The 25,451-nt window shown below is 58.8% G+C and carries 20 protein-coding genes; 7 read left to right on the forward strand and 13 right to left on the reverse strand.

Annotation, left to right across the window (positions count from 1 at the left end; genetic code table 11):
* Positions 1-81: 81 nt before the first annotated feature.
* Entirely contained in the window at positions 82-2,607 is a 2,526-nt protein-coding gene (locus ACYU7Z_RS01735; protein WP_460566958.1) for a BamA/TamA family outer membrane protein, read from the reverse strand.
* 302 nt (positions 2,608-2,909) lie between these two features.
* Between ACYU7Z_RS01735 and efp the strand changes: the two genes are divergently transcribed.
* The 3 genes from efp to accC all read left to right on the forward strand — a co-directional run bounded on the left by efp (position 2,910) and on the right by accC (position 5,610).
* Positions 2,910-3,482 (forward strand): elongation factor P, encoded by a 573-nt coding sequence (gene efp / locus ACYU7Z_RS01740; RefSeq protein ID WP_460566959.1) that lies wholly within the window; start codon positions 2,910-2,912, stop codon positions 3,480-3,482.
* A gap of 176 nt (positions 3,483-3,658) precedes the next feature.
* The gene (gene accB / locus ACYU7Z_RS01745; RefSeq protein ID WP_460566960.1) at positions 3,659-4,156 is read left to right on the forward strand and encodes an acetyl-CoA carboxylase biotin carboxyl carrier protein; all 498 of its coding nucleotides are present in this window, start codon (positions 3,659-3,661) and stop codon (positions 4,154-4,156) included.
* Between the two features lie 116 nt (positions 4,157-4,272).
* The gene (gene accC, locus ACYU7Z_RS01750; RefSeq protein WP_460566961.1) at positions 4,273-5,610 is read left to right on the forward strand and encodes an acetyl-CoA carboxylase biotin carboxylase subunit; all 1,338 of its coding nucleotides are present in this window, start codon (positions 4,273-4,275) and stop codon (positions 5,608-5,610) included.
* A gap of 70 nt (positions 5,611-5,680) precedes the next feature.
* Here accC and ACYU7Z_RS01755 read toward each other — a convergent pair whose 3' ends face one another.
* The 3 genes from ACYU7Z_RS01755 to ACYU7Z_RS01765 all read right to left on the reverse strand — a co-directional run bounded on the left by ACYU7Z_RS01755 (position 5,681) and on the right by ACYU7Z_RS01765 (position 7,489).
* On the reverse strand, positions 5,681-6,142 hold the full coding sequence (locus ACYU7Z_RS01755; protein WP_460566962.1) for a hypothetical protein: 462 nt from the start codon (positions 6,140-6,142) through the stop codon (positions 5,681-5,683).
* A 118-nt stretch (positions 6,143-6,260) separates the two neighbouring features.
* Positions 6,261-6,698 (reverse strand): hypothetical protein, encoded by a 438-nt coding sequence (locus ACYU7Z_RS01760; protein ID WP_460566963.1) that lies wholly within the window; start codon positions 6,696-6,698, stop codon positions 6,261-6,263.
* A gap of 125 nt (positions 6,699-6,823) precedes the next feature.
* On the reverse strand, positions 6,824-7,489 hold the full coding sequence (locus ACYU7Z_RS01765) for a metal-dependent transcriptional regulator (protein WP_460566964.1): 666 nt from the start codon (positions 7,487-7,489) through the stop codon (positions 6,824-6,826).
* A gap of 81 nt (positions 7,490-7,570) precedes the next feature.
* On the opposite strand from ACYU7Z_RS01765, the gene ACYU7Z_RS01770 reads away from it, so the two are divergent.
* Complete coding sequence (locus ACYU7Z_RS01770) at positions 7,571-9,625, forward strand: TonB-dependent receptor plug domain-containing protein (RefSeq protein WP_460566965.1); 2,055 nt, start codon at positions 7,571-7,573, stop codon at positions 9,623-9,625.
* A gap of 95 nt (positions 9,626-9,720) precedes the next feature.
* On the opposite strand, the gene ACYU7Z_RS01775 is transcribed toward ACYU7Z_RS01770, so the two are convergent.
* The 5 genes from ACYU7Z_RS01775 to ACYU7Z_RS01795 all read right to left on the reverse strand — a co-directional run bounded on the left by ACYU7Z_RS01775 (position 9,721) and on the right by ACYU7Z_RS01795 (position 16,013).
* Positions 9,721-10,401 (reverse strand): hypothetical protein, encoded by a 681-nt coding sequence (locus tag ACYU7Z_RS01775; protein ID WP_460566966.1) that lies wholly within the window; start codon positions 10,399-10,401, stop codon positions 9,721-9,723.
* 98 nt (positions 10,402-10,499) lie between these two features.
* A complete protein-coding gene (locus tag ACYU7Z_RS01780; protein ID WP_460566967.1) occupies positions 10,500-11,699 on the reverse strand; it encodes an ATP-grasp domain-containing protein in 1,200 nt (399 codons plus the stop codon).
* Positions 11,700-11,845: 146 nt separating this feature from the next.
* Positions 11,846-12,670: a type 1 glutamine amidotransferase gene (locus ACYU7Z_RS01785; RefSeq protein WP_460566968.1), complete on the reverse strand. Its 825-nt coding sequence runs from the start codon at positions 12,668-12,670 to the stop codon at positions 11,846-11,848.
* Between the two features lie 43 nt (positions 12,671-12,713).
* Positions 12,714-14,360, reverse strand: a complete 1,647-nt coding sequence (locus tag ACYU7Z_RS01790) for an amidohydrolase (RefSeq protein ID WP_460566969.1) — start codon at positions 14,358-14,360, stop codon at positions 12,714-12,716.
* A gap of 9 nt (positions 14,361-14,369) precedes the next feature.
* Positions 14,370-16,013: an amidase gene (locus ACYU7Z_RS01795; protein ID WP_460566970.1), complete on the reverse strand. Its 1,644-nt coding sequence runs from the start codon at positions 16,011-16,013 to the stop codon at positions 14,370-14,372.
* Positions 16,014-16,083: 70 nt separating this feature from the next.
* Between ACYU7Z_RS01795 and ACYU7Z_RS01800 the strand changes: the two genes are divergently transcribed.
* Positions 16,084-17,118 carry an alpha/beta hydrolase family protein gene (locus ACYU7Z_RS01800; RefSeq protein WP_460566971.1) on the forward strand — a complete coding sequence of 345 codons (1,035 nt, stop codon included), beginning with the start codon at positions 16,084-16,086 and terminating at the stop codon, positions 17,116-17,118.
* Here ACYU7Z_RS01800 and ACYU7Z_RS01805 read toward each other — a convergent pair.
* From ACYU7Z_RS01805 to ACYU7Z_RS01815, 3 genes are all read right to left on the reverse strand, one after another.
* Positions 17,115-17,372 (reverse strand): hypothetical protein, encoded by a 258-nt coding sequence (locus tag ACYU7Z_RS01805; protein ID WP_460566972.1) that lies wholly within the window; start codon positions 17,370-17,372, stop codon positions 17,115-17,117. The two genes, ACYU7Z_RS01800 and ACYU7Z_RS01805, sit on opposite strands and share 4 nt — an antisense overlap.
* 89 nt (positions 17,373-17,461) lie before the next feature.
* A complete protein-coding gene (locus ACYU7Z_RS01810) occupies positions 17,462-18,622 on the reverse strand; it encodes a carboxylate-amine ligase (RefSeq protein WP_460566973.1) in 1,161 nt (386 codons plus the stop codon).
* Positions 18,623-18,707: 85 nt separating this feature from the next.
* Positions 18,708-19,661, reverse strand: a complete 954-nt coding sequence (locus ACYU7Z_RS01815; RefSeq protein WP_460566974.1) for an ATP-grasp domain-containing protein — start codon at positions 19,659-19,661, stop codon at positions 18,708-18,710.
* 104 nt (positions 19,662-19,765) lie between these two features.
* On the opposite strand from ACYU7Z_RS01815, the gene ACYU7Z_RS01820 reads away from it, so the two are divergent.
* Positions 19,766-20,572, forward strand: coding sequence for an alpha/beta hydrolase (locus ACYU7Z_RS01820; RefSeq protein WP_460566975.1), 807 nt, complete (start codon positions 19,766-19,768; stop codon positions 20,570-20,572).
* 96 nt (positions 20,573-20,668) lie between these two features.
* Here ACYU7Z_RS01820 and ACYU7Z_RS01825 read toward each other — a convergent pair whose 3' ends face one another.
* The gene (locus tag ACYU7Z_RS01825; RefSeq protein ID WP_460566976.1) at positions 20,669-23,989 is read right to left on the reverse strand and encodes a TonB-dependent receptor; all 3,321 of its coding nucleotides are present in this window, start codon (positions 23,987-23,989) and stop codon (positions 20,669-20,671) included.
* Between the two features lie 234 nt (positions 23,990-24,223).
* Here ACYU7Z_RS01825 and ACYU7Z_RS01830 point away from each other — a divergent pair, with 234 nt between their 5' ends.
* Positions 24,224-25,417 carry a bifunctional 3,4-dihydroxy-2-butanone-4-phosphate synthase/GTP cyclohydrolase II gene (locus tag ACYU7Z_RS01830; RefSeq protein ID WP_460566977.1) on the forward strand — a complete coding sequence of 398 codons (1,194 nt, stop codon included), beginning with the start codon at positions 24,224-24,226 and terminating at the stop codon, positions 25,415-25,417.
* Positions 25,418-25,451: the final 34 nt, after the last annotated feature.

Below are 25,451 nucleotides of genomic sequence, written 5' to 3' on the forward strand. Positions count from 1 at the left end.
AACGGGGCGTTAACGCGGGAAGCGGGCAGAGAATATTCAATGTTCAATAGTCAATTCTCAATGTTCAAGTTTGCGTCTTCCCTAGAACACCTTCGTTCCCAGCCGCAGGTTCACGACCTTGCTTTCCGGCGTTATCCCGTAGGCCACCGTGATGGCGATTTTGTTGAACGGTGCCAGCATGAGTCCCGCTCCGAAGCCCGTATGCCAGGCATTCGACTGCTCGCCCGGGTTCCATACGCGGCCATTGTCGAAGAACGCGATCGGACCGGCCTTGCCGTTGAACAGCCAGCTGTGCATGTTCCAGAGAAAGCGCAGTTCGTTCTGGTTGAAGAGCACCGATTTTCCGTAGAACCGTTCCCGCCGGTAGCCACGCAGGCTCGCGCCGCCACCAAGCGTGGGGAGCTGGTAAAATTCCACATCGCCGTTGACCGTGGCGCCACCGCCATGGACCACCAGCGAAACAACAGACGACAGCGGGAAGTAGGCCGATGCGGTAGCCTCGTAACGCTGGAAGGAACGGCTCGTTTCGTTCGTGTTAACGGTATGCCGCGCCAGGGCATCGAAGCTGAAACCTTTTGTCGGGATCACTTCGTTGTCGACGGCGTGGAAGGCATAGTACAGGGCGGCGCTTCCGAACGTCTTGCGCGGGATCGCGTTGGCCTGGGTAAAGGGAAGCACTTTAGTGGAGTACCCGGTGTCGATGCGCACGCGGATGTTGTCGTACCCGAAGGCGATGCCGAAGCGCTGATGCTTCCCGATGGGTCGCTCGAGACCCGCCGTGGCTGCAGCTTCCTCGGTAAAGAGCTGGTAATAATTGGCGTTAGTGGCTTCGAATTTCGTTTCGTTCCCGATCCCGAAGAAGTAGTGTTTCAGGCGCTGGTCGTAGCGTGCGCTGAGCAGTACTCTCCAGTGGCCGATGACGTCGTTGAAGATGCCGTAGTAGTCACCACCGAATGAGCTGCGCGAAAACGAATAGTTGCCGCGGAGACGCTGCTCCCACGAAAACGGCTGCTTGCGGAAGCTGTATTTGCGGTAGATATAACCCACGTTGAAATAAATGCCGCGGGTGTTGCTGTAGCTCGGGAATTTGATCGTATGACCCGTGTTCGGGATAAAGGCCTTGTATTCGTAGCGGTTGATAGCCGTGTCGGCGGAAAGGCGCACGCGCACCGGCCCGCTTTCGCTGATCACGTCGCCCGGGTTGTCGTACACAAAGGTCTTGCGGCCGCCACCGCTCACACTCACCGTGTCGGGGTCGGCACTACCAATGACGCGGACCTTGATGTTGCGCTTGCCGGCAAGGTCGAAGCGGTCGGAACCGCTAAGGCCGTAGAGCCGGATCTCTGTCGTCTCGTGCGGATCGAAGCTGCGGCTGTAGTACGGGGTGCCGTTGGCGCCGTACACGTGCACCTCGAGGTTCCGGCCCTCCCCGGGCCGCACTTCAAAGCGGTCGGCCGCCGACGTGCCCACGATATCCACGCGCTCGCCGAGGTAATGACTGTATTTTTTCGCATACTCGGCAAGGTGGCTCCTGCGACTTTTGAGCTTGGCGATGATCGTTTCGCCGGAATGCTGGAAGATCTCGGGCGGAAGCTGCCGCACCGAGGCCTCGATTACACTGTCAGTGAGGCGCTGCTGCAGGTCCTGGGCGATGGCGATCCAGCGGTCGGGGGTGACCTCGTTGGCGAGCTGCCGGTCGAGGTAGCGTGCTGGGAAGTTGTATTTCTTCAGGTTCTTGATATCGCCCCGGAAGGTTTCGAGTACTTCGAGGGGCTCGGGCGAGGTGGCGATAAAGGGAATGACGCCGTCGAAAAGCGCATAGGCCTGGTCGCGGTCGCGGGGGATGGGCCGGTACAGCGTGCGGCCGCCCTCGGTGAAGCGGGCCCAGCGCCACTGGTCGTCGTGGCGGCCCCAGTCGCCCAGGAACATATCGAAGAGCCGGGCGCGTACGAAGGATTCCTGGTCGACGCGCTGGTTGGGATCTTCGTGGAGGTGCTCGTATAATTTCTCGGTGCCGATAACGTTGAGCGAATTGCCGAAGTTGGGCGCCGTTGACTCATCGTTGTCGGGGCGCTCCTCGAAAAGGCAGAGCAGGTTGCCAAAAGTGGACCGGTATTGCCCAAGCCGTGGATCGTCGGCTACAAGCACCACGATGGGGCGGGTATGGTAAACCCCGGCGGCATCGGCCATCATCGGTACGGTGACCGCGGCGTAGGGATGCCCGCTCGAAACCTGGTCTTTGGCCAGCTTCCCGATAAAGGTGCCCGCTGTGATCTCGGGGAGGGCACCCGAATAGTCCTTGTCGATGGAGCGGAGCACGTACTGGCGTCCCTGCGCGTCTTTCAGTCGAAGCGTTTTCGTTTGCCGGCCGCCGCCCTGCTCCACGGGAGTAAGACCGCCAAGCGTGTCGAGGCTGAGCACCGGAACCCACACCGGCTCGGTCCATTCGGCGCGGTAGTGCCGGCCGAGGAATGTGCGCTTGAAGGGTCCCGCTTTATACTGCGGGCCTGCGATCACCCGGGCCCGGGGTGGTTGCCCCGTCGGGCCTTCCTGGATCGTGGATTGGGCAAAAAGGGGCGAGGCGCCGGCGAAAAATGCCGCTATCAATAATGCCTGTCTTGTCCGCCGGGGGTGCAATGCTGAGCTTTGGTCCATAGTGCCTGATTCTGCGGGTAGGGGACTAAAAAACAATGCCACCCACCGGGAGGGGAGATGTCGGATGCAGGATCCCGGATCGCGGATGTAGTGATTCTTTATTTCAGATCCCGGAACTCAGATTATGCCACCTTACCAGAACCGTTCTAAACCTTCTCTAAACCAGCTGACCCCTTTTGCCTTTCAAAACCTTCCAAAACCTTTCTAAACCTTCCCAAAACCCTATCTTTGCCGCCTCTTTAATTTATTCAATCATGGCATCTACCGCAGATATCAGCCGGGGCTTGATCATCAAGCTCGACGGCAGTTTGTACAAAGTTGTTGAATACGGCGAAAACAAAACGGCCCGCGCCGCCGCCAAAGTATGGGCGAAGCTCGCCGGCGTCGACAACAACCGCACGATCGAAAAGACCTGGAACTCGGGTGAAACCATTCACCCCGTACGCGTAGAGCGCCGCGACTACCAGTACCTCTACCAGGACGATACCGGTTACAACTTCATGGACAATGAGACCTTCGAGCAGGTGGCCGTGGCCGAGAACCTGGTTGATGCGCCGAAATTCCTGACGGAAGGCATGGTTTGCTCCGTGCTGGTGAATACCGAGACCGAGCTTCCGATGAGCGTGGAGCTCCCCGAGAAAATCGTTACCAAGATCACGTACAGCGAGCCGGGAATGAAAGGCGATACCGCCACCCGTACGCTGAAGCCCGCGACTATCGAAACCGGTGCCCAGGTGATGGTTCCCCTGTTCGTGAACGAGGGCGACACCATCCGCGTTAACACCAAGACCGGTGAATACGTCGAGCGCGTAAAAGACGAAAAATAACTTTCAGGAAAGCTCCCGGAACTGGGGGCTTTTTCGTTTACCCGTTACCGGGATCAGCGGACAATAAGGAAAGCGTTGAATCCAGCGGTTCAAAACCGTCCGGTACCCTTCAAAACCCTATTTTCGCCCTATCTTAGCCTCCCTGTTCAAACCAAAACCTATTCAAATTGAAGCAAATGGATTTTAAGCAAATTCAGGAGTTGATTCAGCTCGTCAACGACTCCAATATCGGTGAAGTGACGATTGAGCAGAAAGATTTCAAGATCACCGTTCGCCAGAAAGAAGAGCAGATCACGCAGGTGATGGCTTCGTCGATGCCGCAGATGCAGCTCCCGATGCCGCAGATGCAGATGCCGCAGGCAGCCCCCGCCGCCGCTGGCTCTCCCGCAGCTGCCGCCGGCTCCGCCGCCCCCGCCGCCGCTGCCCCGAGCAATACGATTACCATCAAGAGCCCGATGATCGGCACCTTCTACCGCCGACCCTCGCCCGACAAGCCCGATTTCGTGAATGTTGGCGACGAGGTGTCCGTTGGCAAAGTAGTTTGCATCATCGAGGCCATGAAGCTGTTCAACGAGATCGAAAGCGAAGTGAAAGGAAAGATCGTCAAGATCCTGGTGGAAGACGCTTCCCCGGTTGAATACGATCAGCCCCTGTTCCTCGTAGAGCCCGCGTAACGAATATGCTGATGGTCTTTCGGCTATGCTTAGGGTGACAAATTAAAAGCCTTGTCACCCTGAGCCTGTCGAAGGGCCATTACCCCGTTATCCCATTACCCATTAATTGAAATCCTGTGTTTAAGAAAATACTGATTGCCAACCGCGGCGAGATTGCGCTTCGCGTGATCCGTACCTGCCGCGAAATGGGCATCAAAACGGTTGCTGTTTATTCCACTGCCGACAAGGATAGCCTCCACGTGAAGTTTGCCGACGAGGCGGTGTGCATCGGTAAGCCCCAGAGCGCCGATTCGTACCTCAATATCCCGCACATCATGGCGGCCGCCGAGATCACCAACGCCGACGCCATTCACCCCGGCTACGGATTCCTGGCCGAGAACGCCAAGTTCTCCAAGATCTGCGCCGACCACGGCATCAAATTCATCGGCCCGACGCCCGAAATGATCAACGCCATGGGCGACAAGATCACGGCGAAGGAAACGATGATCCGCGCCGGCGTTCCCGTCATCCCGGGATCGGAAGGTCTCCTGCAAAGCCTCGACGAGGCCAAGAGCCTGGCCAAGGGCATGGGTTATCCCGTGATCCTGAAGGCTACCGCCGGCGGCGGCGGCAAGGGCATGCGCGTGGTTTGGTCGGAAGATGAAATGGAGCGCGCCTACAGCACGGCCAAGGCCGAAGCCGGCGCCTCGTTCAAGAACGACGGCATCTACATGGAGAAATTCGTGGAGGAGCCCCGCCACATCGAGATCCAGATCGCCGGCGACCGCTACGGCACCGTGTGTCACCTGTCGGAGCGCGACTGCTCGATCCAGCGCCGTCACCAGAAGCTGGTTGAAGAATCGCCTTCGCCCTTCATGACCCCGGAGCTGCGCTACGCAATGGGTGAGGCCGCCAAGAAGGCTGCCCAGGCCATCAACTACGAGAGCGTAGGTACCATCGAGTTCCTGGTCGACAAGCACCGCAACTTCTACTTCATGGAAATGAACACGCGGATCCAAGTGGAGCACTGCGTGACGGAGGAAGTGATCAACTACGACCTTATCAAGGAGCAGATCAAGATCGCCATGGGCGAGCGGATATCCGGCCGCGACTACGAGCCGTCGATGCACGCCATCGAGTGCCGCATCAACGCCGAGGATCCCTATAACGATTTCCGACCCTCGCCGGGCAAGATCACCGTGCTGCACCAGCCCGGTGGCCATGGCGTGCGCGTCGACAGCCACGTGTATGCGGGCTATGTTATCCCGCCGTACTACGACTCGATGATCGGCAAGCTGATCACCGTGGCGCAAACCCGCGAAGAGGCCATCGATACGATGTACCGCGCGCTCAGCGAATACGTGATCGAAGGTGTGAAAACCACGATTCCATTCCACCTGCAACTGATGCAGGACGAGCGTTTCCGCTCGGGCGACTTCAATACGAAGTTCCTGGAAGGTTTCCAGATGAAATAGATCAATAAGCTTCGATACAAAAAGGCCTCCCCGACGGGGAGGCCTTTTTGTAATAAGGGTATCGCAAAAATTAATCTTCGTTCTTGTCTTTCTTGTCTTTGCCTTTTCCTTTCCAGTTGTTTCCACTGCGGTGCGGGTTGCCCTTGCCTTTTTCCCAGCCGTAGTGATTGCCATTGTTGCCTTTGACCTTTGTTCTTCCTTTGCCGCCACCGTAGCCGGAACCTACCGTACCGTTGACGCAGTTGCGGTTTACTTCGTCGATGCGCTGGCGGCGGCGATCATCGGCCAGGCGAATATTTTGCTCCCGCACGGCGGGCGTCAGGCGGCTGTCGGCGCGGATCGTGGCCACTTCCTGGTTGTAGCGCTGATTGATGACATCGATCTGGCTCTGACAGCTACGGCCAACCGAGCTGCTTGTGGTCTGGCGATTTCCGCCACGCAGGATTGCGTCGCCGGCGCGCTCGCGGTCGCTTTGTGAAAAGGCCGCTGTAGCAAGTCCGGTGCAGAAGAAGAGAGTAAGTAGCTTTTTCATACGCTTCAATTTTATACAGCTTGCGAAATTCTATGCCAAGAACGAGCTTTGCCGCGTTAGGAATCGTTAAAACGAATGGACCGCTGTCAGGGCGTACAGGAACGATCGGCCCTACACGCTATCCGCCGCAGGTCGTGAGCAGTTCCTTCAGTTTCCCGTTTCGCTCCTGGTTGATCTGCTCCACCTTTTCGGCACGTTCCTGCTTTGAATAGTGGTTATTGCCCCGCAATGCGGCAACCTGGCTGTTGTACGACTGGTTGATGGCGTTAGCCTGGTCGAGGCAGCTGCGGTATTGCTTCCGGGTGCTGCCGCAGGCCGATTCCGCAGCGCTAAGCTTTTGCCCGCGGAAGAAATTCAGCATCAGGCTGCGGTATTCCCGGTCGATCGGGTTGATCTTCGGGTTGTCGCTGAACGAACGGATCTGCTCGTCGTAGCTCCGGTTGATCGCATCGAACTGGGCCTGGCAGGAGGGCTGACCCGCGGCGCCCGTATTATTTTGCGCCGCTGCACCCGCACACAATCCGCCGGCGAGGAGCAGCATCAGTAGCTTTTTCATACGTGTTGTTTGTACGGTACAGGCGAAAGGATAGTGCCAAACTGCGCCATAACGCAGGTGCCGGTCATTTTTGGCTTATAAATGGCCGTTGGAGGGCTGTTGGGGCTGGTTGGGCTCAGGCGAGCTCAGGGGCGGGTGACGAGAATGTTGCCCGCAACCTTCTCCGAAAGCTGAAGCGTAGCCCGCTGTACCAGCACCTGGCAGGACCCGTCGTAATCGAGATGCTCCAGGAGCTTCACCCGCGTACCGGGCCGCAGCTGCAGCTTGCCCAGGTAATCGAGGAAGGAATCGTCGGTATCGGCGAAGGACTGGATGACGTACACCTTGCCAACGGCCACTTCCGTCAGCGGGGCGGCATCGCTTTCGGCCATGCGTCCGCTCCTGTCCGGAATGGGATCGCCGTGCGGGTCCACCTTCGGGTATTTGAGAAAAGCCTCGAGGCGGTCCACCATATCCTCCGAATCGATATGCTCGAGCTGTTCGGCGAGGTAGTGTACCTCGTGCCATTGGTAGCCGAGCTTTTCTACGAGGAACACCTCCCACAAGCGGTGCCGGCGGATAATGGACAGCGCAGTGCGCTCGCCGCTGCGGCTGAGGCCGATGCTTTTATCGGGCTGGAGCTGCACAAGTCCCTTCTCGGTCATCTTCCGCACCATCTCCAGCACCGATGCCGGGTTAAGGTCGAGGTAGCGGGCGAGCGCAATATTGTTGACCTTGCCGGCCGCCTTTTGCTGGAGCTTGTAGATCGCTTTGAGGTAATTCTCCTCGTAGTGGTGCGTAAAGTGCGACATTGCCCAAATGTAGCAGGTGTGCCGGATATTAAAAATTTGGGAGCCCAAATAATCTATCTTTGGTGGCTAAAATGGTTGGTCATGCGGTACGTGCTCTTTCTTGCCTTCCTGTTTCCGTCGGCCCTGGCGGCGCAGGACACGCTGTTTCAATCGTCGCTTGACGAAGTGGTGGTATCGGGCACGATGAAGCCCGTGCGCCGGCTGGAGAGCCCCGTGGCCGTTGAAGTGTATACCGCGCAATTTTTCAGGAAGAACCCCGCGCCGAGCCTCTTCGAATCGCTCCAGGGCGTAAACGGGGTACGACCGCAGATCAATTGCAGCGTGTGCAACACGGGAGACATTCACATCAACGGTCTTGAGGGGCCGTATACGATGGTAACCATCGACGGGATGCCGATCGTGAGCAGTCTTTCCTCGGTGTACGGCCTCTTCGGGATACCGAGCCAGCTGCTCGAAAAGGTGGAGCTGATCAAAGGGCCCGCTTCCGGTCTTTACGGCTCCGAGGCCATCGGCGGGCTGATCAACGTTATCACCAGGGACCCGGCAAAGGCACCGCGGTTTTCGCTCAACCTGATGTCCACCAGCTGGCGGGAGCACAGCGTCGACGCCGGCGCGCGCTTCCGCATCGGAAAGCTTACGGCGCTTACGGGTCTCAACTATTTCTATTTCCAGAACCGGGTCGATGACAATGGCGACGGCTTCACCGATGTAACGCTGCAGCACCGGATCTCGATATTCCAGAAGTGGCAGCTTGCGCGTCGCTCGGGGCGGCTGGCAACCCTTGCGGCCAGGTATTTCTACGAGGATCGCTGGGGCGGCGAGCTAGGGTGGGAGCGGCGCCACCGGGGCGGGGACGAGGTGTACGGCGAAAGTATTTATACGGGTCGGTGGGAAGTTATCGGGCGATACCAGCTGCCGCTCCGGGGGCAGTGGAACTTTTCGTTCAGCGCGACCGGCCATCGGCAGAATGCCGCCTATGGAACGCATCCCTTCATCGGCGATCAGAAGATCCTTTTCGGCCAGCTTACCTCCGGTTGGAATGTCGGCACGCATGGCTTGCTGATGGGGCTTGTAACGCGGCATACCTATTACGATGATAATTCCACGGCGACGCGTGATACGGCCAGCGGGGCGAACCGGCCCGAGCGTGTGCTGCTGCCCGGCATATTTGTCCAGGACGAATGGAAAGCATCCCCGAAACACACGCTGCTCGCGGGTCTGCGCTGGGATCATCACCCGGTGCACGGATCGATCCTGACACCGCGGGCGGCCTGGAAATGGCAACTCCCGCGGTGTCAGGCGCTTCGCTTGAATGCCGGCACCGGCTTCCGGGTCGTCAGCATCTTTACGGAGGAGCACGCGGCGCTGACTGGCGCCCGTTCCGTAGAAATACGGGAAGCGCTGAAGCCCGAGCGAAGCTACAACGGCAGCCTCAACTATACGCTGCCCTTCGGCCGGCCGGGCCGCCAGTTCTCGCTTGACCTGTCTGCCTGGTACACCTACTTTTTCAACCGCATCCAGCCCGACTACGACGCTGATCCCAACAAGATCATCTATAGCAATCTTGCCGGTCACGCCGAGTCACGGGGTATCAGCCTGGGTTTGGAGGGATCCTGGCGGCAACGGCTGCGGGGCAATATCGGGATCACGCTGCAGGACGTGGCCACGGTCGAAAACAGGAACGGTAAAGCCGTGCGGCTCCGGCCGGTGCTCACCGAGCGCTTCAGCGGTACCTGGGCGATCAGCTACACGTTTTCGCTCGCCGGTATCACCATCGATTACACCGGTAACGTGTATGGCCCGATGCGGCTTCCGCTGCAATCCGAGCTGGACCCGCGCCGGCCTTACTCCCCCGTGTGGAGCCTGCAGAACCTGCAGGTAACACAATGGATCTCGAAGCGCTGTGAGCTGTACGGCGGGGTAAAGAACCTGCTGAACTGGACGCCCGCGAAGAGCAATCCCTTTCTTATTGCACGGGCCAACGATCCGTTCGATAAGCAGGTCCAATACGATGGAAGCGGGCAGGTGCTGCAAACACCGGATAATCCCTACCGGCTTACGTTCGACCCCGCATACGTGTATGCACCCAATCAGGGACGGCGCGTATTTATGGGCGTTCGGCTCAGGTGGGACTAGCTCCGCACGTTGTTCGGGATAGAAATGAACGAAAAACAGGATACCGCCGATTCCCTTGCTGCGGGAAAGACAGTATCCTGTTTGCTGATTACGTATTAGTGACGGGCCGCCGCACGGGCCTCGCTGATCTTGAGCGCGCGCGATTCGTTGGTCTGCCTGATTTTTACGTCCTTTTGAGCCTGCGTCAGCCGCGAATCGGCCTGTATCTCGGCCACGATTTGATCGTAGCGCGCATTCAGCGCGGCAATCTGCTGATCGATGGCTGTCGAGCTAGGCGACAGAACGGGTGTTACGCTTCGTCGACTGGCAGCTTCACGTGCCTCACGGATCTTCAATGCCCGCGACTCGTTCGTCTGCCGGATCTTATTGTCTTTTTGTGCCTGCGTCAGCCGGGTATCAGACTGGATGTTAGCCACGAGTTCATCGTAGCGCGCGTTGAGCGCAGCGATCTGCTGGTCGAGGGGCGTGGCATAAGCCGCGTTGTTCGACGTACTGGACATTGAGTAGCGGCGGGCATAGGCCGCACGCGCTGCAGCGATCTTGCTGGCACGGGCTTCGTTCGCCCCGGCGATCTTACGATCTTTCGCTGCCTGGCTCAACCCCGGGTTGGCTTGAATGCGGGCGACAATATCATCGTATTTCGCGTTCAGACCCGCGATCTGGCGTTCGAGAGCAGATGTCGCGACAGTCGTTTGCGTGGGAGCCGGTGTTACCTGTGCCTGGACAGCTGTGCCGGCAAACAAGGCAAAAACGATGATGGATGCGATCTTTTTCATAGGTCATACTTTTCCTCTTTCAGGAAAAGCGTGTGCCAGAACAGATCGATTCCATGTAACCGGAAGTTAACGAGGCATTATCAGCGGACACGGCCGGGCTAGTCCTCTTCAAAAAGGCAGAAGGTGCCGCCCACCCAATCCTTGTCCTTGTTATAGCGAACGCCCACCATCTTCCCCTTGCTGAGGCGTGCGAGGTTGCTCGTGGGTACCGGCCGCCCGGCGCCGGGCTCCCAGAAGTAGAAGATGCGGATCTCCGCTTTGGCCGGCTCGCCGGGTGTTTGGATCACGGGTGCGTACGGCACTTTGCGCTGCAGGATCCAGTTTTCCTTGTCACTGATGGCCGCGATCGCCGCCGGGGTTACATCGATGATGACGCCCTGCCCGGCAAAGGAAAAGAGCGGCTTCACCACGTAATTCTCCAGGTCCTGCGGCAGCTCGTCAACCTCGTTGAGGAAGCGCGTTTTCGGCACATAGGGATGATCGATAAAAGGCAGGCTGAATTTGCTCAGCCGGTAAAACCAGTTGGGATGCGGCACCCAGGTGACGTCGAGGTCTTCCTGGAATAGGGCGCCTTTTGCCTGCACCTCGGGTGATTGCTGGTGCAGGTCGTCGAAGATGAGCCGGTTGTAAATACGGTTGATGCGGATGCGGCGGCCGTCCTTCTCATAGAAAAGCTTCCGTCCTTCGCGGATGATCTGCGTGAGGCAAACGGTTTCGATTCCGAGGTAACGCTTCGTCACCGCAAAGTCGACGCGCGTTTTCTGCTGCTCCGGGAAAATTTCGAGAAGGATAACGTTCTCCGGATCCTCGTCGGCGACGATCAGCCTGCGCAACAGGTCGATGTAGCTTTCCTTGTCGAAGCCGCCGAGATAGGTGCTGAAGCCGGGCGGCTTGCCGAAATGCCGCGCGTGGATCTCGGGGAATAAAACCTGGTAGGCAAAGAGGCTCGGGAATCCCTGCATCTCGATCAGCTGCGGCTCGAGGCTTCCTTCGGGGCCGTAGCAGATGCCGAAATCGAAAGCGATAAACTGCGGGTGACCGTCCTCGCGCGGCACGCGGAGCTGCGGCGGGATCGCCTTGTCGCTCTTGCCATGATACGACGGGTCGAGGATCGCATCGACAATGCTTTCGCAGGCCGACAGGATTTGTTCCTTGAAGCTGCGCGGAACGAAAATGGGTGTTTCAGCAACGCGGAAATCCAGCTGGCCGGGATGGGCGTTCGATAACTCCTCGATAAATGCCGTGTATTTTTCCTGCGTGAATGCCGCGTTGTACGCCTGCCGGATAGCTGGGATCATGAAGCGCTCTGTTTGGCTTCAAGATAATGACGTTTAGTGAAGCAGCATCATATTGCGACCGTCATTGCGGGAAGAGCGGAACGCAGTGCACTCCGACGGAACAACCATGTTCGCGCTGTCCGGTCCCCCTTCGCGCCTCACGCGTTTCACGCGGGCTGCAGCAGGTACCTGTGGGCGGCGATGGTCAGGAAGTTCGGGAGGATATGGCTGTAGGTCCACATGATCTTGTCGGGCGCGGAGAGGCCTTCCATCATGCTTTCCCATTTTTCGAGCCCGTGGTTTTCGATCACGTTCTGCTTTTTATCCGGCTGCTGCAGGTACATGCGCATACCAACAGCATCGGCTTCAGGGTGGAATTGGGTGCCGATCATCCAGGGATTGAAGCGCAGTCCCATAACGGCCTGCGAATAGGGCACGTGCGGTCGGTATTTCTCGATGCAGAGCACCTGGGCGCCCATTTCCTTTAGGTCGTTGAAGTCGGGGTCGATCACCTGCCAGTCGCGGCTGTCGACCACGTAGAACGGGTCACGGAGGCCATGGAACACGGATTCCTGCTGCCCTTCCACGAGCACGTGCACGGGAAAGACGCCAAAGGCCGTCGACTTGCGGCGGGTGACCTTTCCGATTCCGAAATAGCGGCAGGCCATCTGGAACGAATGGCAAATAAAGAAGACGTGCTTCTTGCGCTCGTTAAGCGGGTTCTCGTTCCAGGAAATCACCTTGCCGATCCAATCGAAATAGGCGATCTCCCAGGGCTGCCCTTCGCTTTCGAGGGGCGAGCCGGGGCCGCCGCTCGAGATATAAATATCATAGGAGAGGTCGGGCACGTCCATCTTCTGGCGCACGTCAAACTCATCCCAGGCCATATTCAGCCCGTGGAATTCCCCCCACTGGTTGATGATCTCGCGGATACAGCGCATGCCCTGGTTGGGCTGCCCTTCATACAGGTCCAGAATTGCAATACGTACCATTTCCATCCTCAGTTGCAGGTGACAAACATAGGGTAAAACTCATCTATTGACGGCGAAATACCGCCGATCCGCCCACATAGGTCGCCAGGACCCGGGTGGATAGGATCGCTTTTTCGGGGATGGTCATCAAATCATGATCCAAAATGATGAAGTCGGCCCACTTGCCGGGCTCGAGGCTGCCTTTCTCATCTTCCTCGAAATTGCTTTTCGCCGCCCAAAGCGTCATCCCCCACAGGGCCTGCCTGCGGCTCAGGGCGTTCTCGGGCTGGAACCCGGCAGCGGGAAAGCCCGCGCTGTCTTTGCGGGCCACGGCGGCATAAAAGGTCTTGAACGGCGAGATATCCTCTACCGGGAAATCCGTCCCGAGCGGGATCCAGCCGTTCTGCTCCAGCAGCTGCCGGTAGGCATAGGCTCCCTTGAGCCGCTCCGCACCGAGCCGGTCGCCGGCCCAGTACATGTCGGAGGTGGCGTGTGTCGGCTGCACCGACGGAATGATGTTGTAGCGGCCAAAGAGCGCGAAGTCGGCCGGGTTGACCACCTGTGCGTGCTCGATGCGCCAGCGGCGGTCGTTGTGGCCCTGCAGGTACTTCGCGTAAATGTTCAGGATCGTCCGGTTGCCCGAGTCGCCGATTGCATGGGTGCACATCTGCCAGTCGTTGGCGGCAAGCACGGCGGCCACCGAATCAAAATGCGCCGGCGTATTCAGCAGGAAGCCACTCCAGCCCGGCTTGTCGCTGTACGGTTGCAGCAGCGCCGCTCCGCGCGACCCGAGGGCGCCGTCGGCGTACACCTTGAAGGCGCGAACGTTGAGGCGCGGCGATTTGTAGGGGCCGCGGTCAAGGGCCCAGGCAAAGTTGCGCGGCGCGTCGCTCAGCATGGCGTACAGGCGCATCCTGAGCTCGCCGCGCTGTTGCAGCGAGTCGATGAATTCTATGACCTCGTGATCGAGACCGCAATCATCGATAGTGGTGAGGCCTTCGGCAAAGCAATTCTTCTCCGCGGCAAGCAGCGCGGCGCGGGCTTGCTGCCTGCCGGGCGCGGGTATCTTGCTGCTTACGAGCTCAACGGCATTGTCAATGAGAATGCCGGTAGGGCGGCCGTTCCGTATTTCTACAGTGCCGCCGTTGATTGGTACCGGTCCGCTGATGCCGGCGGCACGGAGCGCGGCGCTGTTGGCGACCGCCGCATGTCCGTCGATCCGCGTGAGGAGCACGGGCCTGTCGGGAAAAAGCCTGTCGAGCGCTGCGCGATCAGGAAACTCTTTTACGGCCCAGTCGTTCTGATCCCAGCCGCGCCCGAGGATCCAGCTTCCCCCGCTGCCGGGATTTTTCTTCACGAAAGCAGCGACGCGTGCAAGTACTTCATTCCAGCTTCGGGTGCCGGCGACGTTCACGCGTTGCAGGCTGAAGCCGTAGTTTACAAAGTGTGCGTGTGCATCGATAAACCCCGGGTAGACGAATTTGCCGTGCGCATCCACTTTCTGCTTCGCATCGTAGGCTTTGAGCAACTGGGCGCTGCTGCCCACAGCGCTGATCTGTCCGTTGGTCACCGTGAGCGCCGAGGCGACGGAAAATGCGCTGTCGGCCGTATAAATACGGGCATTGTACAGCAGCAGGTCGGCCTTGAGCTTCTGGCCATTCACGGATGCGGTGACCGCGAGCAGCGCCGCGAAGAGGAAGAGTCGTTTCATGCTGGATACTTATTGCCGGAAGAGCGCCGGGTGCTGCTTGTTGAAGTACGTGCGGTCCTGGTACGCCTTGGCGGCCTGCAAAATACTGGCTTCATCGTACAAATTGCCGATAAGGGTTATGCTTTGCGGTCGGCCTTCCTTTCCGTAGCCGATCGGCATGCACACAACCGGGTTGCCCGTCAGGTTCGTGATCGACAGCTGCCGCCCCCCGAATGACGGTGCGATAATGACATCCCAGTTTTTCATAAAGGCCTGTACCTGCTGTCCCAGCTCGTAGCGCCAGCGGTTGGCGTTGATGTATTCAACGGCGGGAATGTAGCGGGCGCCGCGAAAAATGTTGGGCCAGAAATCTTTGTCCTGGCGCTCCACGAGGTCGTCGCGGTTGCTGCGGGTCAGCTCGTCGAAGGACGCTGCGGCCTCCGCGGCCAGTATCAGGCCGACCATGTCGAAGCGGTACACTGCCGAATCGGGAAAGTCGACCGCTACGGGTTCTACACCCATGGCCCGGTACGCATCGAGTACTTTCCACTCCGGGGCATCGGGCCCCAGGCGACGGAAGTAGTTGGCTGCATAGCCCACGCGCAGTTTCTTCACGTCGGCCTTCGGGTTGTAATTGAAGGCATGATCGACCGAGCCGGGGTCGCGGCCGTCGGTGCCTTTGATGTAATAGTATACGATCGCGTCGTCTTCGGCGCTGCGGCAGATAGGGCCGACCTTGTCGAGGCTCCAGCAAAGCACCATGGCCCCGTGGCGGCTGACGCTTCCAAAGCTGGGACGCAGGCCCGTGGCCCCGCAGCGTGCCGAGGGCGATACGATGGAGCCGAGTGTTTCGGTGCCGATCGTGAAGGGCAGCAGCCCTGCGACTACCGAGGCGGCAGAGCCCGCCGATGATCCGCTCGAGCCCTGCCTGAGGTCCCAGGGGTTTTTCGTTTCACCACCGAACCATTTGTTGTTGTAAGCCAGGGCGCCGAGGGAAAGCTTCGCGCACAGCACGGCGCCTGCTTTCTTCAGCTGCGTGTATACGTACGCGTCATCTTCGAGCACCTGGTCTTTGTAGGGCGCGGAACCCCATGTTGTCTTATAGCCTTTGACGGCGAAGAGGTCCTTGAGCCCGTAGGGTATGCCATGCAGCGGCCCGCGCCATTTGCCGGCGCGGATCTCGGCATCGGCCTGCCGCGCTTCTTCCAGCGCGCGGTCTTCGGTGAGCGTGATGACACTCTGCAACGTATCCCCCCATTTTTTCAGGCGGCCGATAAAGAACTGTGTGAGCTCCACCGAGCTGATCTTCCTGCTTTTCAGGAGCGAAGCCAGCTGCGGGATCGAGTAGAAAGCGAGCTCCGCGCGGTTGGCGGGCAGCTGCATCTCCGGAAGGATCCAGTTTACCGGCTGCTGGCCCTGCGGAATCGTCGTGCCGAAGGGTGCCGGCTGAAACGCGAGCGGGTAGGGGAGGCTGTTGGCCGCCGGGCGCGCGTGCAGTCCCTTGTAGGTCTCCTTGTAGTCCTGGAGGCTTTCGAGAAGCGAGTCGGCCTCGGCGGGGGTGAATTCGAGGTCGAGCCAACGAGCTGCCGTTTGTGCCTGCTGAATGGAGTCGGGGCGGGATTGCGCGCTTGCCGTGCAGGAGCAAAGCAGCAATGCATACAGGAGTTTCTTCATGTGCAGCGATCGGGGTTAAGCGGCCAATTTACGGCAGAACCTTTATCTTACCGGTATCAAAACAAGGCTTATGCGCAACCTTCTTTTCGGGGCCATCGCCCTGCTTGCCGCGGGCTGCAACCCGCCTACCATCACGGCCGGCGAACGCGACGGCAGTCCCACCGTACGCCAATATTTCAACTACGGCGACAGCGGACTGCAAACCGCTGGCATCCGGCTGATACCGATCACTACCCCGGCCGGCACCTTCAAGGTATGGACCAAGCGATTCGGCAACAACCCGCGGATCAAGGTGCTGCTGCTCCACGGCGGTCCGGCGATGACACACGAATACATGGAATGCTTCGAAAGCTTCTTCCCGGAAGAGGGCTTCGAATTCTATGAATACGACCAGCTGGGATCGTACTATTCGGACCAGCCCAAGGACAGCTCGCTGTGGACCGTCGATCGCTTCGTGGACGAAGTGGAGCAGGTGCGGAAGGCGATCGGTGCCGACTCCAGCAACTTTTATGTGCTGGGCAACTCCTGGGGTGGCATTCTTGGGATGGAGTACGCGCTCAAATACCAGCAGCACATGAAGGGACTGGTGGTGGCCAACATGGTGGCCTCGATCCCGGATTATGTGAAATACGCCAACGAGGTGCTTGCTCCGCAGATGGATCCGAAGGTCGTAGCGGAGATCCGCGCGATCGAGGCCCGTGGCGACTACGAGAACCCGCGCTACGAGGAGCTGCTGATGCCTAACTTCTATGCAAAGCATCTTTGCCGCATCTATCCCTTCCCCGACCCGGTGGCGCGTGCCTTCAAGCATGTGAACTATGAGGTTTATAAAATGATGCAGGGCCCCTCCGAGTTCGGCGCCAGCGGGCGTCTGGCCAACTGGGACCGCAAGGCCGACCTGAAGAACATCACGGTGCCCACGCTGATGGTGGGCGCACGCTATGATACCATGGATCCGAAAGTGATGGAGGCCCAGAGCAGGATGGTGAAGAACGGATCGTATTTATACTGCCCGAATGGAAGTCACCTGGCCATGTGGGACGACCAGAAGGTGTTCATGACCGGCGTGATCGATTGGATCCGCAAAGTGGATGCGGGCGGCTAGGCGGGTGTGCTGACATGCAGCGTGATGGCCTGCAGGATGCTCTCGGCGAGACGTCCGGGCAGGCCTTCCTGCTTGTAAAAGGAAAGGGCCCCGGTGGGAAGCAGGTAGATCTTTTGGTCTTCGAGCATGCCTGCGATCTCGCTGTCGAGCATGGAGAGGCTGTACTCGGTGGCGATGGGGCGTACGCGCTCGGTGATCAGCGCGCTGTAGTCCAGTCCTTCGTAGGTGAATCGTATCGTGAAGATGCGGGCCATAAGCAAAAAAGGAAGAAGCGCTACGCGTTTCTTCCTTAAATATACAACATTTTGGTTATGTCAGCCGCTGCGGCAGGCCGCTTCAGGCGTCAGATGCCATGCAGGAATTGCGACTGGATATAGTCAACCACTTCCACCATATTCTTATTCTGCTCGAACACGGCGAGCTGGCGGTCGGCGCCGGTGCCCTGCTCCAGCATCTGGTGCACGTAAGCAAGGCGGTGCCTTGACCCGAGCTCGTCGACCACGTCGTCCACGAAGTCGAGCAGCTCGTAGATCAGCACGCGTGTGTTGATCTCCTCCTGCTTGCCGAAGTCGATCAGGTAGCCGTCGATGCCGTAGCGACTCGCCCGCCACTTGTTCTCGTTGATCAGCGCGCGGGAGTACTGGATGAAGTTCATATTCTGCATCCGCAGCTTGTAGATCTTGGCGCAGATGGCCTGGAAAAGCGCCGCGATGCAGATCGTTTCGTCGACCGTCATCGGGATGTCGCAGATGCGGAATTCGACGGTGTTGAAGAAGGGGTGTACGCGCAGGTCCCACCAGATCTTCTTGGCGTTGTCGATGCAGTTCGTCTTCATCAGGATCTTGACGTAGCTGTCGTAGGCCTCGATGCTTTCAAAAGCTTCGGGGATACCGGTGCGCGGGAACTTGTCGAACACTTTCGTGCGAAACGACTTGTAGCCGGTCTTGCGGCCTTCCCAGAACGGTGAGTTGGTGCTGAGCGCGTAGATATGCGGCAGGAAGTAGCGGGTGCTGTTGGCGATATGGTTGGCCATCTCGCGGGTTTCCATCCCGACGTGCACGTGCAGGCCGAAGATCAGGTTGCTCCGCGCCGCTTCCTGGAGCTCGTTGACGATCTCGTTGTAGCGGATATGATCGGTGATCAGCTGGCTTTCCCAATGGCTGAAGGGGTGGGTGCCCGAGGCGCCCATCGAAAAGCCGAGGCTGCGCGCGATCTCCGACATGGTGCTCCGGAGCGTGCTGATATCCTTCCAAGCCTCATCGATGTTGGCACAGATATCGGTGCCGACTTCCACTACGGCCTGGTGCATTTCGGCCTTTACCTTGTCTTTGATGATCTTTTGTCCTTCGTGCACGATCCGCTGCTCGTGGCTTTTGAGCTCACGGCTGGCCGGGTCGATCACCATATATTCCTCCTCCACGCCAAGCGTAAAGGTGCTGAAGTTCAGATGCGCCATGGATGCGGGTTTGTTGATCGTAATGCGCTCGGTTGCGTCGAGAAGCATATAAGAAAGTTTGGGGTTTGGAGTTTGGTGTTAGTTTGCTGGCAGTTCCTTAACTACAAACCACAAACTCCAAACCCCAAACTGATTAAAGTAACGGTTGGCCGGTGGCGGAGCGCTTGATGTATTCGCCCCAGGTGAGGTTGTCCTGATCGTCTTTCTGGGCCTGCGCACGCTCGATGGCGTAGTTCGCCGCGTTCTCCACCACCCAGTTGAAATTCTCTTCACCCACCGAGGCGAGATCCGCATCGGGCGCGGGGTTGCAGAAATCGATCGCATAGGGAATGCCATCGCGGATGGCGAGCTCCACGGTATTGAAATCGTAGCCAAGGTAGTTGTTGATCCGCAGCACTATGTCTTCCATCTGCTTGAGCCGCTCGGGGCTTGGCGTGAAGTCGGCGGAGTAACGCAGGTGGTGCGGGTTGCGCGGCTCGTAAGGCATGATCTTGACGTATTTCCGGCCGATGCAGTAGCAGCGGTAGTACTCGGTGAAGATGATCTCCTCCTGGAGCAGCATCACGAGCTGCTCGGTCTCTGCATGCTTCTGAAAAAACTCCTCGATGTTGCGCAGCTTGTACACGTTCTTCCAGCCGCCGCCCTCGAAGGGCTTCATGTACGCGGGGAACCCTGTATAGCTGAAAATGCCCTCCCAGTCGAGCGGGTAGGCCAGGTTGGAAAACGACTCGTCGGATGTGTCGTTGGGTTTTTCGTAGGAGGGAAGGATGGCCGTTTTCGGCACGGGCACACCGATCTGCGTCATGAGGCAGTTGTTGAAGTATTTCTCGTCGGCACTCCACCAGAAGGGATTGTTGATGACAGCGGTACCACGGAGGGCGGCGTTCTTGAGCCAGGTGCGGTAGAAGGGCACGTCCTGCGAAATGCGGTCGATGATGACGGCATAGCCGGAAGGCTCGCCCTGCATCGCTTTGTCGATCCGTACGGGCTCCGCTACGATACCGTCAATTCCCTTGCTGTTGATCTTTTCGATAAATGCCGTCGGGAAGGAGCGTTCCTTACCGTGTAATATTCCGATTTTTTTCATAATGCGTGGTTTGCTTTGCAGATGCTTTAAAATACGACATTACCGCTACCGCCAAAAAGTTTTTCATCGGTCCGCTGCGAATCGAAACGGCTATTTTTGGCGCCATGCAACTCAATGACCTCCGCTGCCTCATCGTGGAGCGGAAACTTCTCTATTCCGCCGACCTGCGTCGCTATGTCACGGTGGATTTTTACCTCCCCAAGTTCATCTCCGACCCGTCCGCCCTGTCGCTCCTCCTGGTCAACGACGGCCAGGACCTGGAAAAATTCCAGTTCGGGGAAATGCTGAACGGGCTGAAGGAGGAAGGGCGCCTGAAGCCGCTGCTTTGTGTGGGCATTCACTGCGGCCCCGACCGGAAGATGGAGTACGGTACCGCCAAGGTGCTCGACTTCAAGGGTCGCGGCGCGAAGGCAGCCGCTTACGACCGCTTTATCCGCAGCCAGCTACTGCCGCACCTGCACAACGCTTATTGCATTCCTTCCTTCCGCCAGAAGGCCATAGCCGGCTTCTCGCTCGGTGGCCTCATGGCCATCGACATGGCCTGGAGCCACCCGGAGCTGTTCCGGATCGCCGGGGTTTTCTCGGGCTCACTCTGGTGGCGGAGCCGCGACCTTGAAGACGGCTACGTCGAAGACACCGACCGCATCATGCACGCGCAGGTGCGCGCCGGCAAGCTGCACAAGGGGCAGCGGTTCTATTTTACCACCGGCTCCCTCGACGAAACCTCCGACCGCAATCACAACGGCGTCATCGACTCGATCGACGATACCCTCGCGCTGATCGAGGAGCTGAGGGAGAAAGGCTATACCGATGACGATATCTGCTACGTCAATTACGAAGACGGCAAGCACGATGTTGCGACCTGGGGACGGGCGTTCCCGCACTTTTTGCAGTGGGCCTTCGGGTCGTGAATCGTCAATCGTGAAGCCGCGACGCGCGGAAAAAGAAGAACGGCAGCCACTGGCTGCCGTTCTTTATTGACGATTCACGATTGACGATTCACGTCATCAGTTTCCGAAGATATAGCGGATACCGAACTGCATGTAGTAGGTCGACGTGATCGTCGTGATGTCGCGGAACGACTCCGTGAGGGGCGCGTTGCGGTCGATCGCGAGACGGAAGGTCGGGCGGGTGGTACCGCCGGCTACGAGCGAGTTCTGGTTGGTCGGGATCAGCGGCTGCAGCGAGTTCTGCGTGCGGATGATACCCCAGTTCGAGTTCAGCAGGTTGGCGAAGTTGAAGATGTCAACACTCAGCTGGATCGTGTTGCGGCGCTTGCCCACGTTCACGAATACATCCTGGAGAATTTTCATATCGAACTGGTTGCGCCAGGGAAGCTTCGCGCCGTTGCGCTCGGCATACTGACCCTTGTGCTTGCGGAGATAGGGATCCTGGTCGACATACTTGAAGAACAGGTCCGACTGCTGGGCGGCCGTGTAGGTAACGCCGTTGATCGTCGTCGAAGCAAAGTCGATCTCGGTAGCATCTTTCGGGATGTAGATCAGGTCGTTGCCCGAAATACCATCGCGGTTGAAGTCGCCGCTGTACACGTAGCTGTAGCGGCCACCGATAGCGCCTTCGTAGAAGAGCGACACCGTAGTACCGAGGTGCTTGAGGTATTCTTTCTTATACGATACCGAGGCGATGAGACGGTCGGGGAGGATGTTGCCGTTGTAGTCGAGGCGGGCATCGTTGGGGCCGTATACGTTCGGCGTTGCCTGCCAGGCCGACAGGGGCTGGTCGCCCGAGCCGTCGAACTGGTTAGCACCCCAGGCCTTCGTGTAGGCGATGGTAGCGTACCAGTTGTTGCTGAACTGCTTCTGCAGGTTGATCGTGAAGTACGCCGAGTAGCCTTTGCTGCCGTTGTCGATCACGATGGGGTTGAAGGCCTGCTGGTTGGTAACTGCAACACCGTTGGGGATGGGGTAGTTGGGACGCGGGTTCGAGGGCGTCGGGTTGCCACCGGGCGTCAGCGTGTACAGGAAGCGATCGCGTACAGCTGCTTCGTAGATCGGGCGGCTGTCGGGGTAGCCGGCAACGTTCAGGGCCTTCGGAGCCACGAGGTTCGGGTTGCGGAACACAACCGTGTTGAGGTCTTTGTTGAAGATACCTTCAACACTCAGCACGAAGCCACCACCGAGGCGACGGTCGAAGCCGAGGGTCGACTTCCAGGTCTGGGGGAATTTGAAATCACGCGACATGGCCGTAACCGTAGTCGGGATCGAGGTACCCGGAACGGGCGCTACGGTCGGACGGTAAGCAGCGGGGTCGGGGTTGAACGAAGTAACGTTGGCGGGAACCGATGCGCCGGAGTAAGCTTCCGTGATCTGGAGCAGGCCGGCATCACCCGACTGGCTCACGATCCATACGAAAGGAATACGGCCGGTGAAGATACCCGTACCACCGCGTACCTGGAAGGAGCGGTCGCCGCGTACATCCCAGTTGAAGCCGATGCGGGGAGACATCATCACGCGCGACTTCGGCAGGTTGCCGGTGTTGATCTCCTCGCCATTGAAGCGAAGGCTGTCAACCAGCGGGTGCGTCTGGATCTCTTTTACGTTGGGATAGGTCGGGAGGTCGGCACGCAGGCCCAGCGTGAGGCGGAAGCGGGGCGTTACCGTTACCTCGTCCTGAACGTAAGCGGAGTACTGCTCAAATTTGAAGGTGGGGAACACCTGCGAGAAGTCCTTGTTCAGGGTATAGGTCTGGGCGAAGCCGACCGGGCGCTGGCCCGTTACGAAATCGTTCCAGGAAGCAAAGGTGTAGTAGCTCGTGGCAAAGCGCTGGAAGCCGTTCACCGTGGTGCTGTTGTCGTACTGAACGCCAAGCAGCAGGTTGTGGCGGTTGATGTTCCAGGTGAAGTTATCTACAAAGGAGTAGGTCTTGACCTGGCGCAGGTTGCCTTTCGAGAAGGGCTCGTAGCCGAACGAAACGTAGGGCGTTTCGGGCTGGTTACCCGGATCCTTCAGGATGTCCACGAAGGGGAAGTCGGTGCTCGTCGTCGTGCGCGAGTCGTTCTGGTAGGTATAGGTACCGCGCAGCGTGTTGGTCATCCGGTTGCCCAGGTTCGAGTTGAGCTCGGCGGCCAGCGAGTAGAAGTTGGCGCCCTGGAAGTAGTTGGAGTTCTTGTACCACATCGCGTTGATGTCGGTGCGGGTGCCGCCTGCGAAGCCCGAGAGCGGCGAGCGCGAGGTGCTCGGCGGGTTGGGCTCACCGCCTTCCACCTGGTTGTAGCGGACGTTGAAGCGGTTGTTGCGGTTGATGTTCCAGTCGAGGCGGGCCAGGAACTTCTTGCGCTCGATCTGCGTGCTGTAGTTGTCGTAGGGGCCCGTTACGTAGCCATACTTATTAAAGAGGTACGAGCTGAACGAGTCGAGGTCGTCACGCGTGGGGCGGGCGATGTTGGGCGCGCTGCCGAAGGGAGCGTTGGACGTAGCCGCGAGGCGCGACTGGACGTTCTTGGGCTGGTTGTCCTGCTCGTAGCTGAGGAAGAAGAACAGCTTGTTCGGGACGATCGGGCCACCGAAGCGGGCGCCGAACTGGTCGAACGTAAAGGGAACGGGGGAGAAGGTCACGCTGCCGGCTTTGTTGCCCTGCTGGCGCTCGGTGCGCCAGTAGCGGTACACCGAACCTTCAAAGTTGTTGGTGCCGGAGCGGGTAACGGCGTTTACCGAAGCGCCGGTGAAACCCGACTGGCGGATGTCGAAGGGCGTTACGTTCACCGAAACCTCGCCGAGGGCGTCGAGGGAAATCGGCGAGCCGTTGGCCGGCAGGTTGGTGCCGATACCGAACTGGTTGTTGAAGTCGGAGCCGTCGACCGTGATGAAGTTGGAGCGGTAGTTACCACCACCGATCGAGGTACCGTTGGCCTGCGGGGTAACGCGGGTCAGGTCGTTGATCGAGCGGGTGATGGACGGCATGCGCTGGATCTCGGTGCGGCCGATGTTGGTCACGGCACCCGAGCGGCTGGCGTTCAGGATCCGGCTGCGGCCGGCGCCCGTTACCACCACCTGCTCCAGCGTGGTGTTTGTTTTGGAAAGGCTGGCATTGAGAACAGTCGCCTCCGCCAGTTGCAGGTTGATGTCGTCGAAGCGTTGCGGTTCGTAGCCAACGTAGGTCACGACCACCAGGTACGGACCGCCGCTGCGCATGTTGTCGATGCGGAACTGGCCACTGTTCTGGGAGCTGGTTGAATAGCGGGTACCCGACGGTGTGTGGGTAGCCGTGATCGTCGCGCCCGAAAGTGTCGCGCCGCCGCCTGCATCCCGGATGACCCCCGTCAGGCTACTCGTGGTAACCTGCGCGAAGAGCACGGGTGATGCTAGCAAGGCAATTGTAAGCAGACACAATAATCTCTTGAGCATAAACTAGGTATTAGAGGTTTTCGTTGCAAAGAAAATGAAAAAAGGTCAACAATTCTTAGGACCTTATTAACATATCACTAATTGGCAAAATAGCCTCCGGAAGGCCCGCAGCGCTCAGTGCAGGGTGATCGAACATTTGGAGGTCGCCGTATTCCCGAAGGCCTTCCGGTAGCTACCTTTGCAGCAGAATAACATTGTATGCTTCATACCATTGAAAGCGCCATCGAAGATATCCGCAACGGGAAGCTCGTGATCGTCGTCGACGACGAGGACCGTGAGAACGAGGGCGACTTCATCACCGCCTCCCGCAACGTGACCCCCGAAGTGATCAACTTTATGAGCAAGCACGGCCGCGGCCTCATCTGCATCGCCCTGCTCGAAGACCGCTGCGACGAGCTCGGGCTCGAGCTCATGGTCAATAACAACACCGCCCTGCACGAGACGGCCTTCACCGTATCGGTCGACCTCCTCGGGCACGGCTGCACCACGGGCATCTCGGCCCACGACCGCTCCGCCACCGTGCAGGCCCTCATCGATCCCGGCACCAGCCCCGACGATCTCGGCCGCCCCGGCCATATCTTTCCCCTTCGCGCCAAGAAGGGCGGCGTGCTCCGCCGCGCCGGCCATACCGAAGCGGCCGCCGACCTGGCCCGCCTTGCCGGCTTCGAGCCCTCGGGCGTACTCGTGGAGATCCTCAACGAGGACGGCACGATGGCCCGCCTTCCGCAGCTGCTCGAGATCGCCGAGAAGTTCGACTTCAAGATCATCTCCATCAAGGATCTTATTGAATACCGTGTCCAGCGCGATTCGCTCATCGAGGAGATCGTGCGCGTGGATATGCCGACGCAATTCGGGCATTTCAAGCTCGTGGCCTTCCAGGAAAAGGGTTCATCGAACGAGCACCTCGCGCTGATCAAGGGAAGCTGGGAAAAAGACGAGCCCGTGCTGGTGCGTGTGCACTCCTCCTGCTTCACCGGCGACATCCTGGGCTCGCTCCGCTGCGACTGCGGCGAACAGCTGCACGGCGCCATGAAGATGGTGGAGGAAGCCGGCAAGGGCTGTATCCTTTATATGAACCAGGAAGGACGCGGCATTGGTCTTCTCAACAAGCTGAAGGCCTACCGCCTCCAGGAAGAAGGGATGGACACCGTCGAAGCCAACCTGCACCTAGGTTTCCAGATGGACCAGCGCGACTACGGCGTCGGTGCCCAGATCCTGCGCCACCTCGGTATCCACAAGCTGAAGCTCATTTCCAACAATCCCAAAAAGCGCGTCGGCCTGCTCGGATACGGTCTGGAGATCGTCGACAACGTACCGCTTAAAGTGGTGCCGAACCCGCACAACGAGCGTTACCTGAATACGAAGCGCGATAAGCTGGGACACGAGATGTAGCCTGCGCGGTTTGGTTTTTGCAAGCTCTTGCTTG

This window comes from Flaviaestuariibacter terrae (assembly GCF_054777635.1).

Coding starts and splice junctions, on each gene's coding strand:
- ACYU7Z_RS01805 (WP_460566972.1), bottom strand. CDS start 17,372: ATGGCCCGCATCTTCACGATACGATTCACCTACGAAGGACTGGACTAC.
- ACYU7Z_RS01780 (WP_460566967.1), bottom strand. CDS start 11,699: ATGATCCCAGCTATCCGGCAGGCGTACAACGCGGCATTCACGCAGGAA.
- ACYU7Z_RS01770 (WP_460566965.1), top strand. CDS start 7,571: ATGCGGTACGTGCTCTTTCTTGCCTTCCTGTTTCCGTCGGCCCTGGCG.
- ACYU7Z_RS01800 (WP_460566971.1), top strand. CDS start 16,084: ATGCGCAACCTTCTTTTCGGGGCCATCGCCCTGCTTGCCGCGGGCTGC.
- ACYU7Z_RS01765 (WP_460566964.1), bottom strand. CDS start 7,489: ATGTCGCACTTTACGCACCACTACGAGGAGAATTACCTCAAAGCGATC.
- ACYU7Z_RS01755 (WP_460566962.1), bottom strand. CDS start 6,142: ATGAAAAAGCTACTTACTCTCTTCTTCTGCACCGGACTTGCTACAGCG.
- efp (WP_460566959.1), top strand. CDS start 2,910: ATGGCATCTACCGCAGATATCAGCCGGGGCTTGATCATCAAGCTCGAC.
- ACYU7Z_RS01785 (WP_460566968.1), bottom strand. CDS start 12,670: ATGGTACGTATTGCAATTCTGGACCTGTATGAAGGGCAGCCCAACCAG.
- ACYU7Z_RS01795 (WP_460566970.1), bottom strand. CDS start 16,013: ATGAAGAAACTCCTGTATGCATTGCTGCTTTGCTCCTGCACGGCAAGC.
- ACYU7Z_RS01760 (WP_460566963.1), bottom strand. CDS start 6,698: ATGAAAAAGCTACTGATGCTGCTCCTCGCCGGCGGATTGTGTGCGGGT.
- ACYU7Z_RS01810 (WP_460566973.1), bottom strand. CDS start 18,622: ATGCTTCTCGACGCAACCGAGCGCATTACGATCAACAAACCCGCATCC.
- ACYU7Z_RS01815 (WP_460566974.1), bottom strand. CDS start 19,661: ATGAAAAAAATCGGAATATTACACGGTAAGGAACGCTCCTTCCCGACG.
- ACYU7Z_RS01790 (WP_460566969.1), bottom strand. CDS start 14,360: ATGAAACGACTCTTCCTCTTCGCGGCGCTGCTCGCGGTCACCGCATCC.
- ACYU7Z_RS01820 (WP_460566975.1), top strand. CDS start 19,766: ATGCAACTCAATGACCTCCGCTGCCTCATCGTGGAGCGGAAACTTCTC.
- ACYU7Z_RS01830 (WP_460566977.1), top strand. CDS start 24,224: ATGCTTCATACCATTGAAAGCGCCATCGAAGATATCCGCAACGGGAAG.
- accB (WP_460566960.1), top strand. CDS start 3,659: ATGGATTTTAAGCAAATTCAGGAGTTGATTCAGCTCGTCAACGACTCC.
- ACYU7Z_RS01775 (WP_460566966.1), bottom strand. CDS start 10,401: ATGAAAAAGATCGCATCCATCATCGTTTTTGCCTTGTTTGCCGGCACA.